This is a genomic window from Aeromonas sp. NJAU223, from assembly GCF_051125555.1.
Lineage (GTDB): Bacteria > Pseudomonadota > Gammaproteobacteria > Enterobacterales > Aeromonadaceae > Aeromonas > Aeromonas veronii_G.
In genome coordinates, this window is the sequence record NZ_CP144204.1 from 1,921,214 (window position 1) to 1,934,978 (window position 13,765).

The 13,765-nt window shown below is 58.3% G+C and carries 12 protein-coding genes; 4 read left to right on the forward strand and 8 right to left on the reverse strand.

What is annotated here, in order from left to right; genetic code table 11:
* Positions 1–427: 427 nt before the first annotated feature.
* From pflB to ycaO, 3 genes are all read right to left on the reverse strand, one after another.
* Positions 428–2,710 carry a formate C-acetyltransferase gene (pflB, locus tag VZC39_RS08830; RefSeq protein WP_349922020.1) on the reverse strand — a complete coding sequence of 761 codons (2,283 nt, stop codon included), beginning with the start codon at positions 2,708–2,710 and terminating at the stop codon, positions 428–430.
* A 41-nt stretch (positions 2,711–2,751) separates the two neighbouring features.
* Complete coding sequence (focA, locus tag VZC39_RS08835; protein WP_349922021.1) at positions 2,752–3,600, reverse strand: formate transporter FocA; 849 nt, start codon at positions 3,598–3,600, stop codon at positions 2,752–2,754.
* Between the two features lie 383 nt (positions 3,601–3,983).
* A complete protein-coding gene (ycaO, locus tag VZC39_RS08840; protein WP_434667644.1) occupies positions 3,984–5,744 on the reverse strand; it encodes a 30S ribosomal protein S12 methylthiotransferase accessory factor YcaO in 1,761 nt (586 codons plus the stop codon).
* 278 nt (positions 5,745–6,022) lie between these two features.
* Between ycaO and VZC39_RS08845 the strand changes: the two genes are divergently transcribed.
* On the forward strand, positions 6,023–6,721 hold the full coding sequence (locus tag VZC39_RS08845; RefSeq protein ID WP_349922023.1) for a B3/B4 domain-containing protein: 699 nt from the start codon (positions 6,023–6,025) through the stop codon (positions 6,719–6,721).
* Between the two features lie 293 nt (positions 6,722–7,014).
* Here the strand turns inward: VZC39_RS08845 and sugE are convergent, their stop codons facing one another.
* A complete protein-coding gene (sugE, locus tag VZC39_RS08850) occupies positions 7,015–7,329 on the reverse strand; it encodes a quaternary ammonium compound efflux SMR transporter SugE (protein WP_349922024.1) in 315 nt (104 codons plus the stop codon).
* Positions 7,330–7,666: 337 nt separating this feature from the next.
* Between sugE and asd the strand changes: the two genes are divergently transcribed.
* Entirely contained in the window at positions 7,667–8,779 is a 1,113-nt protein-coding gene (gene asd / locus VZC39_RS08855; protein ID WP_349922025.1) for an aspartate-semialdehyde dehydrogenase, read from the forward strand.
* A 127-nt stretch (positions 8,780–8,906) separates the two neighbouring features.
* On the opposite strand, the gene cspD is transcribed toward asd, so the two are convergent.
* Entirely contained in the window at positions 8,907–9,125 is a 219-nt protein-coding gene (gene cspD / locus VZC39_RS08860) for a cold shock-like protein CspD (RefSeq protein ID WP_005300025.1), read from the reverse strand.
* Positions 9,126–9,353: 228 nt separating this feature from the next.
* Here cspD and clpS point away from each other — a divergent pair, with 228 nt between their 5' ends.
* Both clpS and clpA read left to right on the forward strand, forming a co-directional pair.
* Positions 9,354–9,671: an ATP-dependent Clp protease adapter ClpS gene (gene clpS, locus VZC39_RS08865; RefSeq protein WP_349922026.1), complete on the forward strand. Its 318-nt coding sequence runs from the start codon at positions 9,354–9,356 to the stop codon at positions 9,669–9,671.
* A gap of 60 nt (positions 9,672–9,731) precedes the next feature.
* Positions 9,732–11,984, forward strand: a complete 2,253-nt coding sequence (clpA, locus tag VZC39_RS08870) for an ATP-dependent Clp protease ATP-binding subunit ClpA (RefSeq protein WP_434667655.1) — start codon at positions 9,732–9,734, stop codon at positions 11,982–11,984.
* Between the two features lie 69 nt (positions 11,985–12,053).
* Here clpA and infA read toward each other — a convergent pair whose 3' ends face one another.
* The 3 genes from infA to aat form a co-directional block, all read right to left on the reverse strand.
* Positions 12,054–12,272: a translation initiation factor IF-1 gene (gene infA / locus VZC39_RS08875; RefSeq protein ID WP_005300033.1), complete on the reverse strand. Its 219-nt coding sequence runs from the start codon at positions 12,270–12,272 to the stop codon at positions 12,054–12,056.
* Between the two features lie 68 nt (positions 12,273–12,340).
* Positions 12,341–13,057 carry an arginyltransferase gene (locus tag VZC39_RS08880; RefSeq protein WP_349922028.1) on the reverse strand — a complete coding sequence of 239 codons (717 nt, stop codon included), beginning with the start codon at positions 13,055–13,057 and terminating at the stop codon, positions 12,341–12,343.
* On the reverse strand, positions 13,054–13,761 hold the full coding sequence (gene aat, locus VZC39_RS08885) for a leucyl/phenylalanyl-tRNA--protein transferase (protein WP_434667658.1): 708 nt from the start codon (positions 13,759–13,761) through the stop codon (positions 13,054–13,056). The genes VZC39_RS08880 and aat overlap by 4 nt, the downstream gene beginning before the upstream one ends.
* Positions 13,762–13,765: the final 4 nt, after the last annotated feature.

Below are 13,765 nucleotides of genomic sequence, written 5' to 3' on the forward strand. Positions count from 1 at the left end.
AAGAGATTCAGGTTCTGGTGCAAAGTCCATGGCGGCCGAGCACGGTTCTGCTCTGCTTGCCTGAGTGCCTGAGTGCCTGAGTGCCTGAGTGCCTGAGTGCCTGAGTGCCTGAGTGCCTGAGTGCCTGAGTGCCTGAGTGCCTGAGTGCCTGAGTGCCTGAGTGCCTGAGTGCCTGAGTGCCTGAGTGCCTGAGTGCCTGAGTGCTGGTGAGCGCATCAGTGCATAAAACGGTGGAGGGGAGGAGTGAGGGGCATAGAGAGGGACGTCAGGAAGCCAATGTCTGGTCGCGCCCGCGCGTCGAAGCAAATCGGTGGATCAGCGGATCTACGAGGGGGAAAGCGGCTTGCACACTGCCAAACAGCCATAAAAAAACCGGCGCCTGGGCGCCGGTTTTTGTTCACCGCAATGCTTGCTTACAAATAAGCGATTACAGAGAAGCGGTGAAGGTACGGGTGATGACGTCTTGCTGTTGCTCCTTGGTCAAGGAGTTGAAGCGAACGGCATAACCGGATACGCGGATGGTCAACTGCGGATATTTCTCCGGGTTTTCCATGGCGTCCAGCAGCATTTCACGGTTCATCACGTTGACGTTCAGGTGCTGACCGCCTTCCAGGTTGGATTCGTGGTGGAAGTAACCATCCATCAGGCCAGCCAGGTTGGCTTTCTGGGCTTCCATGTCTTTGCCCAGGGCGTTCGGTACGATGGAGAAGGTATAGGAGATACCATCTTTGGCGTAGGCGAACGGCAGCTTGGCGACGGAAGTCAGTGAAGCAACGGCACCCTTCTGGTCACGACCGTGCATCGGGTTGGCACCCGGGCCGAACGGCGCACCGGCGCGACGGCCATCCGGGGTGTTACCGGTCTTCTTGCCGTACACCACGTTGGAGGTGATGGTCAGCACGGACTGGGTCGCCACGGCGCCACGGTAGGTGTTGAGCTTCTGGATCTTCTTCATGAAGCGCTCGACCAAGTCGCAGGCGATGTCATCGACGCGGGCGTCGTTGTTACCGAACTGCGGGTACTCGCCTTCGATTTCGAAGTCGATGGAGACGCCGTCTGCATCACGTACCGGCTTGACCTTGGCGTACTTGATGGCAGACAGGGAGTCAGCTGCAACAGACAGACCGGCGATGCCGCAAGCCATGGTGCGATAGACGTCACGGTCGTGCAGCGCCATCAGGGAGGCTTCGTAGCTGTACTTGTCGTGCATGTAGTGGATGATGTTCAGGGCGGCGACGTACTGCTTGGCCAGCCAGTCCATGAAGTGATCCAGACGGTCCATCACGTCGTCGTAGTCGAGGAACTCGGACTTGACCATTTCGGTTTTCGGACCGACCTGGATCTTGAGCTTCTCGTCCATACCGCCGTTGATTGCATACAGCATGGTCTTGGCCAGGTTGGCACGGGCACCGAAGAACTGCATCTGTTTGCCGACGATCATCGGGGACACGCAGCAAGCGATGGCGTAGTCATCGTTGTTGAAGTCCGGACGCATCAGGTCGTCGTTCTCGTACTGAACGGAAGAGGTCTCGATGGATACCTTGGCGCAGTACTTCTTGAAACCGACCGGCAGCTTCTCGGACCACAGGATGGTCAGGTTCGGCTCAGGGGACGGGCCCATGGTGTACAGGGTGTTCAGCATACGGAAGCTGTTCTTGGTGACCAGGGTACGGCCATCAACGCCCATACCGGCCAGGGTCTCGGTGGCCCACATCGGGTCGCCGGAGAACAGTGAATCGTATTCCGGGGTACGCAGGAAGCGAACCATACGCAGCTTCATGACCATGTGGTCCATCAGCTCCTGGGCTTCTTGCTCGGTGATCAGGCCCTTCTTCAGGTCACGTTCGATGTAGACGTCCAGGAAGCTGGAGGTACGACCGAAGGACATGGCGGCACCGTTCTGGGACTTGACCGCAGCCAGGTAGGCGAAGTAGGTCCACTGTACGGCTTCTTTGGCAGTCTTGGCCGGCACGGAGATGTCGCAGCCATATTTGGCAGCCATCACCTTCATCTGGGCCAGGGCACGGTGCTGCTCGGAGATCTCTTCGCGCAGACGGATGGTGGCTTCCAGGTTGACACCGTTTTCCAGATCAGCCTGCAGGGACTTGAACTGGGCCAGTTTGTCGGCCATCAGGAAGTCGATACCGTACAGGGCGACACGACGGTAGTCACCGATGATACGGCCACGGCCGTAGGCATCCGGCAGACCGGTGATGACGCCGGACTTGCGGCAGTTCAGGATGTCCTTGGTGTAGACATCGAACACGCCCTGGTTGTGGGTCTTGCGGTATTCGGTGAAGATCTTCTCGACCATGGGGTCGAGCTGACGGCCGTAGACTTCGCAGGAAGTCTTGACCATCTTGATACCGCCGTTGGCGATGATGGCGCGCTTGAGCGGCTTGTCAGTCTGCAGACCGACGATCTGCTCCAGGCTCTGGTCGATATAGCCGGCATCGTGAGCGGTAATGGTGGAGGGCAGGTCAGTATCAAAATCGACCGGCGCGTGAGTGCGGTTCTCGATCTTGATGCCTTCCATGACCTTGTCCCACAGCTTGGTGGTAGCTTCGGTCGCGCCAGCCAGGAAGGACTCGTCACCTTCATAAGGGGTGTAGTTCTTCTGGATGAAATCACGGGTGTTGACAGAGGTCTGCCATTCACCGGCTGCGAAGCCTTCCCATGCGCTTTGGAACTGTTCGTTAAGTTCTGCCATTTTCATTACCTCTCAAGGTATTTATGTGTCTGTCGCCGTCCTTAATGATGGCGACGGAAGATAAACCAGTAAGTCAAACCAACCATTACGCCGCCGCCAATGATGTTGCCAATGGTCACCGGAATGAGGTTGTGTAGCACGAAGTTGGATACGGTCAGGTCGGCGAAGCTTGCCGGATCCTGGCCGATGGCCTGCCAGAATTCCGGACCGGCCACGCTGTGAATGGCGATGCCAACCGGGATCATAAACATATTTGCGATGCTGTGCTCGAAACCGGAGGCCACGAACATGGCGACGGGGAGCAGCATGACCATCACCTTGTCGGTGGCACTGCGGGCACCAAAGGCCATCCACACGGCGAGACACACCATGAGGTTGCAGAGAATACCGAGGGCGACGGCTTCGAAGAAGCTGTGGTGAAGCTTGTGTTGGGCCACGTTGAGAGCATTGAGGCCCCACTGGCCGTTGGCAGCGGTGTACTCGGCGGACATGATGATGAGGCCGACCATGATGAGACCACCGATGAGGTTGCCAAAGTAGACCAGACCCCAGTTCTTGAACAGCTGCGCCCAGCTGATGCGATTGGCCGCCTTGGCCACCAGAGTCAGAGTGGTGGAGGTGAACAGCTCGGCACCGAGCAGCACGCACAGGATGAGGCCGAGGGAGAAGCACAGACCGCCGACCAGCTTGGCCATGCCCCAGGACATGCCGCTGCTGCCGGTGGTGACCGTGATATAGAAGATGAACGCGATGGCGATGAAGGCGCCGGCCGTGATGGCCAGGGGGATGACCTTGTATGCAGGCTTGGTGGCCTTGGCATAGGTAATGTCTTCGGCCAATGCGGCGATGGCTTCGGGCTTGAGACAATCAAAGGGAGATTCTGCTTTCAATTCTCATGTACCTGCATATTTTGCCTGTGGAAATCATAACAAAGGGGCATTTCGTCAAATTTGACTCGGATCAAGAATTACAGATTGTGAATGTAATTTTACTACAGAAATTCTACCCCGTTGGCAGCTTGACTTTACACCAGATTTCATGTGAAACAGAAATGCATGCTACAGTAAGTTAATGATTTAATATGACATTATTTTGTTTTTGGCAAAAATATATCGTCAATCTATCTTTGCGGCAGCCCCGCACAGAAGTACTGAGGTTGACAACCCCCTTAGAGGTATTTTTTGTTTTTTATTTCATCCCTGAATAACAAACAGCCCAAAGCGTAGACCATAAAACAGAAGGGGCCATCAGGCCCCTTCGTCACATTACCACATCAGGCCCAAGAATGGGCTCGTTTGGCCTTCTGTAGCTTCTCATAGGCCGCCAGCAACTTCTGGTGCAGCGGGAATTGAGACAGGGACAGATCGGCGGCCTCCAGCCCATGGAAGCGTGCCTCGCCGCTGGCGTGGGCCCAGGCCTCGGCCAGCGCCGCTTCCCCGAACATGCGGGTGAACACCGGGCGGTACTGCTCAGGATCGCGATCCTCGTCCAGGAACAGCTCGACGCAGGCACGCAGGGCGCGGTAGTAGTTGGCGCGATCGCTTGGGAACACCGACTGGTTGAACTCCATGGTCCAGTCGATGAGATCCAGCGCGCTCTCCAGCTCGCCTGCGGCCAGTGCCAGCATGGCTTTGAGTTCACCGACGCGCAGGGTGTGCAGGGCGGTGCCCTTGGCGGCGGCGATGCCGAGCAGCTCGCGCACCCGGGTACGTTCGTCGTGACCCTCTTCATCAAGCTGATCGAACAGTGCCATGTACTGCTCGGCATCCCACTCCAGGGACGGCAGCGCCAGGATCACTTCCCGCAGGTGCGCGCCCATGGTGTTGTTGGCCAGCAGCAGATCCTCGACCGGGTAGATGTCGGACATGCCGGGCACCAGGATGCGACAGGCGTAGACGCCAAGGTGCTCGTAGTCGGCGATGTAGACCGGCTGCTCCAGCGCGTGGAAGATCCCGATCAGGTGATCGAACTCCTCCTGGGAGCTGCCGCGGAAATCCCAGTCGGCGAACTCGAAATCGCTCTCCTGCTTGAACAGATCCCAGCTGATGAGACCGGAGGAGTCGATGAAGTGGGTCTCCAGGTTGTGGTGATCCGCCACCTGCTCGTTGTCGAACGAGGGGGGCACGAACACGTCCAGATCTTTCAGGCCACGGCCCTGCAGCAGCTCGGTGACGGTACGCTCGAACGCTACTTCGAAGCGCGGGTGGGCGCCGAAGGAGGCAAAGCAGGTGCCGTTGCTCGGGTTGAGCAGCACCACACAGATGACGGGGTAACGACCGCCCAGGGAGGCATCGAAGCTGTAGATGGGGAAGCCTTCGGCCTCGAGCGCATCGATGGAGGCCTTGATCCCCGGGTAGCGGGCGATCACGTCGCTCGGAATTTCCGGCAGGCTGATGGCCTCGGCGATGATCTTGTTCTTCACGTGACGCTCGAACACCTCGGACAGCCCCTGGGTGCGGGCCTCGGTCTTGGTGTTGCCGGCGCTCATGCCGTTGGAGACATAGAGGTTGCCGATGATGTTCATCGGGATGTAGACGGTCTGGTGATCAGACTGGCGCTCGAACGGCAGGGCGACGATGCCGCGGCCCTCGTTGCCCGATTGCAGGTCCACCAGCATGTCGGCGGTCACTTCCCCGTCCGGGTTGTAGAACTTGCGGGTGAAGCTGTCGAGCAGCCCGGCGGGCAGCTGATCCCCCTCGATGGGGAACCACTTCTCGTTCGGGTAGTGAACGAAGTCGCCATTCGCGACCTGCTCGCCCAGATAGAAGTCGGCGAAGAAGTAGTTGGTGGAGAGACGCTCGAAGTATTCGCCAAGGGCGGAGGCGAGTGCCGCCTTCTTGCTGGCACCCTTGCCGTTGGTGAAGCACAGGGCGCACTCCTTGTCGCGGATATGCACGGACCAGACGTTGGGCACGGGGTTGAGCCAGGAGGCTTCTTCTATATCAAACCCCAGGGCTTGCAGCTTGGTCTGGAAGCGTTCGATGGAGTCTTCCAGCGCCGCGTCCTTGCCGGGAATAAAGGTGTGGTCGGTCATCACAATATCCTGATTTTATTGACTCATGTTAGGCCGCAGATAATAGCATGAGTCGGCGGGGACAATCCCACCCCAGAGGTTGTGAGGAGTGCCATCGGCGGCCGATCTGCCTCTTCTTCATTAGTTTCTCTAAACAACATTAAGAAAAAGTAGTTTTTTTTATGATTCGGCCTCCGCCATCATGGGGCCCTCTTGCTGCGGAAGACAAGATGCGGCGCGCACCGGCGCGGGCCGCTCTTCATGATTGTCTGTCCGGAGCCCATTTATCGGGAGTTGCTATGCCATTGATGACACCACAAATTGCACCCGGCGTGACCGACTTGGCACCGGGATTTCGGGCCCTGAGCATTCTGGTCGACGGGGCCCCCATCGTCGATGCCGAGGTCGGTGCCCGGGCGCTGGCGCGGGCCTGTCAGTCGGTCGACGCCGACGGGGCCCCCTGGGCGCAGGCCCACCTCGATGCCTGGGGCGAGGTCTTCAAACGCTTTGGCGCCAAGCCCCAGCGTTTCCCCTGTTCGGCACTGGCCCTGCGCAAGCGGGTGCAGCGGGACGGCAGCCTGCCCAGCATCGATCCCGTGGTGGATCTCTACAACGCCATCAGCATCGAATACGCCATTCCGGTCGGGGGGGAAGATCTCACCGCCTATGAGGGGGCACCGCGCCTCATCGTGGCCGATGGCAGCGAGCTGTTTGACACCATAAAGGAGGGGGAGCCCGCCTTTGAGTGTCCGGAACCTGGCGAAGTGGTGTGGCGTGACGACAAGGGGGTGACCTGCCGGCGCTGGAACTGGCGCCAGGGGATCAGAACCCGGCTCAGCGCCGAGTCCGGCCAGATGTGGTTCATCCTGGAAAGCCTGCCGCCAATGCCGCTCTCGGCCTTGCAGGAGGCCGGCGATCGGCTCATCGAAGGATTGCGGCAGATGATGCCGGAGGCCCGCATCGAACATGAGCTGATCGGCAGTCTGACGCAGGCATAAGGCTGGCAGAGCCATAAATAAGGAAAGGCAAGAAGAGGGCCACCCTGGGTGGCCCTTTTTATATGCGTGGATCGCGCATGACAGAGCAGGGATGGCGAGCGCCGACCCAGGGATCAATGCCGATTCATGGCAGTGAGAGATGCTATTCCCTATACATTTCGCAGAATAAGCTGAATGAAAAGTCGCAACGGGCAGTGAGATGTTGGTGCGATTCTGTGCCACCCGGCACGGCGTCCTGTGCCGAACACGGCGATGATGCAGGGGATCGGTCAGTCCGATCCCCATTTTATGGTTTAGCCAACAAACTTCAGCCCCAGGATGCCGCCGATGATCAGCAGCAGGCAGAGGATGCGCGCCAGGGTGGCGGGTTCGTTGAACAGCCAGATCCCCATCAGCACGGTGCCGACGGCGCCGATGCCGGTCCAGACCGCGTAGGCGGTGCCAAGGGGCAGCTGCTTGACCGCCATGGCGAGCAAGAACACGCTCACCCCCATGGCAGAGAGGGTCAGCAGGGTGGGGAGGGGGCGGCTGAAGCCGTCGGTGTATTTGAGGCCAATGGCCCAGGCGACCTCGAACAGGCCAGCCAGTAGCAGGAGTAACCACGCCATCAGGGAGTTTCCGAAGGGGCAGGGTCGTCCCTGCGAGCAGAGGAGCCTCGGGGTCGTCCCCGAGGGGCAGCCGGGCTGCCAGATCCCGTCCATCATGCCTCAAGGTGCGCTTGGCTGCCAGGGGTTGCCAGCGGCAATCGCACCAGGGGGGTATTGCGGCAATCGACACAGAATATTGCGCAATTCGACTTGCGCCCGCCGCGACAATCCGTAATGTGGACAGACGCATGCGTGCAACACCATTCTTGTGATCCATTTGTAAACGGACCCCGCGTCCGGCAAGGGATCCGGGCGTTTGATACACAGTTTCTATAGCAGCTATCCAGGGTAGGACATTATGAAAAAAGTAGGTTTGGTCGGTTGGCGGGGCATGGTGGGTTCGGTACTGATGAGCCGGATGCAGGAAGAGAAAGACTTTGCCCGTATCCAGCCCACCTTCTTCACCACCTCCCAGGCCGGTGAGGCCGCCCCCAATTTCGGCGTCGATGCCGGCACCCTGCAGGATGCCTTCGACATCGAGGCGCTGGCGGCGCAGGAGATCATCATCACCGCCCAGGGCGGCGATTACACCAAGGATGTCTATCCACGTCTGCTGGCCACCGGCTGGCAAGGCTACTGGATCGATGCCGCCTCCTCCCTGCGCATGGACAAGGATGCCGTCATCATCCTGGATCCGGTCAATGGCGATGTGATTGAGCAGGCCCTGGCCAAGGGCGTCAAGACCTTCGTCGGTGGCAACTGCACCGTCAGCCTGATGCTGCTGGCCCTGGGCGGCCTGTTCAAGGCAGACCTGGTGGAGTGGGTGAGCGTGGCGACCTATCAGGCTGCTTCCGGTGGCGGTGCCCGCCACATGCGCGAGTTGGTCACCCAGATGGGCCTGCTGCGGGACGAAGTGGCGGTGGAGCTGGCGGATCCCGCCTCTGCCATCCTCGACATCGAGCGCAAGATCACCGAGAAGACCCGCTCCGGCACCCTGCCGGTGGACAACTTCGGCGTGCCGCTGGCCGGCGGCCTCATCCCCTGGATTGACACCAAGCTCGACAACGGTCAGAGCCGTGAGGAGTGGAAGGGCCAGGCGGAGACCAACAAGATCCTGGGTATCGAAGATGCGGCCATTCCGGTGGACGGCCTCTGCGTGCGGATCGGCGCCCTGCGTTGCCACAGCCAGGCTTTCACCATCAAGCTGAAAAAAGACGTGCCGCTGGCCGAGATCGAGGCGCTGCTCGCCGCACACAACGACTGGGTGAAGGTCATTCCAAACGATCGCGATATCACCGCCCGTGAGTTGACTCCGGCCGCCGTCACCGGCACCCTCAGCATCCCGGTGGGACGTCTGCGCAAGCTCAACATGGGTCCGGAATACCTGGCCGCCTTCACCGTGGGTGATCAGCTGCTGTGGGGGGCCGCCGAGCCGCTGCGCCGGATGCTGAACATCCTGCTGGCGCGCTGAGGAACTATCGCTTACCCGTTCCGAGCAGTAAAAAAGGAAGGCCAGGCCTTCCTTTTTCTATGTATTTTTCCCAATAAAAAACGGCAGCCGCGTGGCCTGCCGTTTTTTAATTTATCCAGTTTGACTCTTACATGTTCTGTGCTTCGTTTGGCACGATGACAGAGGCGTGATTTCCTTTCGGCCCCTGCTGCAGTTCAAAGTTGACTGCTTGACCTGCTTTCAAGGTCTTGTAACCTTCCATTTGAATCGTGGAGTAGTGAGCGAAGATATCTTCACCACCGCCTTCCGGACAGATAAACCCAAATCCTTTTGCGTTGTTGAACCACTTGACTGTTCCGGTTGCCATACATCTACATCCTTTTATTGATTACCCTGAAGTCGTTGAGTAACCTGCGCCAGCCTTATATAACTAGAGCATCAGCCCATAGCAGACGGGCGCCGATTAGCAAGTAACCAATCTAGTCCAACTTTTGAGCGAGTCAAGAAGTTGTTAACAACCGATGTGATCTGGTTAACAAGTCTATTGACAATCCTGAGCGAGACGGTAGTAATCTAGAGGTACCAAAGCGCAATTATGAGCAAGCAGAAAGAACTCTTTGCTAATGAAGAGATTGCAGAAGCAGAGAAAACGAAGCTGCAACCGCCATCCATGTACAAGGTTGTGTTGAACAACGATGACTACACACCCATGGAGTTCGTGGTGGAGGTGCTGCAAAGGTTCTTTGGTATGGACTTGGACAAGGCAACTCAGGTCATGCTGAGTGTGCATTATAGTGGTAAGGGAGTCTGCGGCACCTTTACCGCCGAGATTGCCGAGACCAAGGTAGTCCAGGTCAACACCTACGCACGTAACAACGAACATCCACTGCTATGTACCATGGAAAAGGTTTGAATCTGATGACTTGATGGCGATAACGACACCGCATTGTGGCTGTACTGAGGGGAGGTGCCTATGTTGAACAAAGATCTAGAAAAGACGCTGAACGAGGCTTTCAAACTGGCCCGTGACGAGCGCCACGAATTCATGACAGTCGAGCACCTGTTGTTAGCCCTGCTGGATAACAGCTCAGCCCATGAGGCGCTGAGTTCATGTGGTGCGGACGTGGAGCAACTGCGCAAGGAAATTCGCGCATTCATCAACCAGACTACCCCGCTCATCCCCCGGGATGACGAAGACCGTGAAACCCAACCCACCTTAGGCTTCCAGCGCGTGCTGCAACGGGCCGTATTCCACGTCCAATCCTCCGGCAATACCGAGGTGAGCGGCGCCAATGTGCTGGTAGCCATCTTCAGCGAACAGGAGTCCCAGGCCGCTTATTTCCTGAAAAAGGCCGAGATAAGCCGACTGGATGTGGTGAACTTCCTCTCCCATGGGGTACGCAAGGACAGCAAGCCCGAGAGTGGCGGCAACAATACCGAGTCTGACGACGAGGTTTCCTCCGCCCAGATCGAGAGTTTTGCCACCAACCTCAACCAGCTGGTGCTGGAGGGGCGTATCGATCCCCTCATCGGGCGTGATCAGGAACTCAATCGTACTATCCAGGTACTCTGCCGCCGCCGCAAGAACAACCCCCTGCTTGTCGGGGAGGCCGGCGTGGGCAAGACAGCCATCGCCGAAGGGCTGGCCTATCGGATCGTCAAGGGTGACGTGCCCGAGGTGATCGCAGGTAGCACCATATATTCCCTGGACATGGGCTCCCTGCTGGCGGGAACCAAATATCGCGGTGACTTCGAGAAGCGCCTCAAGGTGCTGCTCAAGCAGATTGAACGTCAGGAAGGGGCCATTCTCTTCATCGACGAGATTCATACCATCATCGGGGCGGGGGCTGCCTCCGGTGGGCAACTGGATGCCGCCAACCTCATCAAACCGCTGCTCTCCAATGGTTTGCTGCGCTGCGTAGGCTCCACCACCTATCAGGAGTATTCCCAAATCTTCGAGAAAGACCGTGCCCTGGCACGCCGCTTCCAGAAGATCGATATCGTCGAGCCGAGCGTGGATGACACCACCCGCATCCTGATGGGGCTCAAGAGCCGTTATGAATCTCACCACGGGGTGCGCTACACCGTCAAGGCCATCCGGGCCGCGGTGGAACTTTCCGCCAAGTACATCAACGACCGTCACCTGCCGGACAAGGCCATCGACGTGATCGACGAGGCGGGGGCGGGCCAGCGACTGCTGCCAGCCAGCAAGCGTAAAAAAGTGATCAATGTGCCGGAAATTGAAGCCATTGTCGCCAAGATAGCTCGTATCCCGGAAAAGTCAGTATCTTCCTCCGACAAGGAAGTACTGAAGAACCTGGAGCGCAATCTCAAGATGGTGGTGTTCGGGCAAGACAAGGCCATTACCGTGCTGACCGATGCCATCCGTCTGTCACGCTCCGGTCTTGGCAACGAGCGCAGGCCGGTGGGCTGCTTCCTGTTTGCCGGCCCGACCGGGGTAGGCAAGACAGAGGTCACCCAGCAGCTTGGCAAGGCGCTCGGGGTCGAGGTACTGCGCTTTGACATGTCCGAATACATGGAGCGCCATACCGTTTCCCGCTTGATCGGGGCACCTCCCGGTTATGTGGGCTTCGAGCAGGGAGGGCTTTTGACCGATTCCGTGCTCAAGCACCCGCACTCCGTGGTGTTGCTGGACGAGATCGAGAAGGCGCATCCGGATGTGTTCAACCTGCTGCTGCAGGTGATGGACAACGGTACTCTGACGGATAACAACGGTCGCAAGGCGGATTTCCGTAACGTGATCCTGGTGATGACCACCAACGCCGGCGTGCAGGAGACCCAGCGCAAGTCAATCGGCTTCCAGCAGCAGGACATGAGCCACGACGCCATGGCAGTGATCAACAAGACGTTCAGTCCGGAATTTCGCAACCGGCTCGATCACACCATCTGGTTCAATCATCTGGACATGCAGGTGATCCACCAGGTCGTCGACAAGTTCATCGTCGAACTGCAGGTGCAACTGGATGCCAAGGGAGTGTCCCTCGAGGTGTCAGAAGGTGCGCGTCACTGGCTGGCCGAGAAGGGATACGACAGAGCCATGGGTGCCAGACCCATGGGGCGGGTCATTCAGGAACACCTCAAGAAGCCGTTGGCTAATGAGATCCTGTTTGGTTCCCTGGTCGATGGTGGGGTGGTGAAAGTGGAACTGGTGAATGACAGCCTCAGCTTTGATTTTCAGGTCAATGTTGAAGCTGTGTCCCACTAAATCTCGCTGACGACAGAAATAGCAAAAAACCCCAACCGAGAGGCTGGGGTTTTTTGCTGAATTCCTGGCTTAGCGAGAGCGGAAAACAATACGTCCCTTGGAGAGATCGTACGGAGTCAGAGCCACCGTTACTTTGTCCCCAGTCAGGATACGGATGTAGTTTTTGCGCATCTTGCCGGAAATATGAGCGATAACCACGTGACCATTTTCCAGTTCCACACGGAACATGGTATTGGGCAAGGTTTCGAGAATGGTACCCTGCATCTCAATACTGTCTTCTTTAGCCATTGAATCCTCTTGATAAGCCACAACAAAAAACCGCTGGATCATGCCGGATTTAAGGCTATGTGTAAAGTTTACTCGGGCTTGGCGTCGATCTTTTTCCATTCTCCCTGTACCAGCAGTTCGTGAGGCAGGTACTGGCGTTTGTAATTCATCTTGCGGCACGCCTCCACCAGATAACCCAGATACAGCCAACTGCGGCCGGTTCGCCGGGCCAGTTCCAACTGACTCAGAATGGCGAAGGTGCCCAGTGAGCGATCGGCGTAGTCCGGATCGAAGAAGGTATACATGGCGCTCAGAGAGTGGGGCAGCAGATCCGTGGTGGCGACCCCGATGAGGCGCCCCTCCTTGCGCATCTCCAGATAGAGCGGAGGCATCCAGTCACAATGCAGGAAGCCCTTGTATTGGGTTCGGCTCGGTGGATACATGCTGCCATCGCGGTGGCGCTCGCGGATGTAGCGCTCGTAGAGCTGATAGTACTCGGGCTTGTCGTCGTAACTCAGCACCAGTTCGATATCTCGGTTCTGCTGACGCACGCGCTTCTGGCCACGGCTCGGTACGAAGAGTTCGCTGTGAATGCGAAGGGATTGGCAGGCGCTGCAGGCCGGGCAGTGGGGACGATAGATGTCGTTGCCGCTGCGTCGGAATCCCGCCGTCAGCAGTCGCTCGTAACCGTTGGCATTGAGCAGGTCATGATCCATCAGCACCAGCAGCTGCTCCTGCTCGTGGCCGAGGTAGCTGCACGGGTGCCTGGGGGTCAATCCCACTTTGAGGATGACTTCTTCGGTCATAGGCTGATGCTCCTCGGTTGCCAGCAGCCTGCCTGCAGGGGTTGCTGGGTCAGCCGGTTCAAGGCACTCAAGAACTGCGACCTCGGCCATTGCTGAATCCCGAGGGTGGCGAGGAAGTCGTTCTGCATCTGGCAATCGATGAGGACACCGCCGTGGCGGGCAAAGTGGCGGCAGAGTGCGACCATGGCCAGCTTGGCGCCGTTGTCGATGCGGCTGAACATGGATTCGCCACAGAAGAGGCGCCCGAGGGAGAGCCCATAGAGCCCGGCTCGCAGTTCACCCTCCTGCCAGATCTCGACGGAGTGGGCGTGGCCCAGGCGATGGAGTTGTTGATAGGCGTCGATCATGGGGGTGCTTATCCAGGTTCCACTGGCGCTGCGACGGGGGGCGGCACAGGCCACTATCACCTCATTAAAGGCGCGATTGACGGAAATATCGAATGAGGTACGCCGGATGGCCTTGTGCAGGCTGCGACCAATGTGCAGTTGATCCGGCAGGACCACGCCCCTGGGATCCGGTGACCACCAGAGCAGCGGCTGGTGGGGTTCATTCCATGGGAAGATCCCCCTGTGATAAGCTGCCAGCAGACGGTCAGGGGAGAGATCCCCCCCGATGGCCAGCAGACCGTTGGGCTCTTCCAGCGCGTGGCGGGGGTCGGGAAACCAGCACAGCTCATCATCCAGTTGGGTGAGATAGCGAGACATAAGA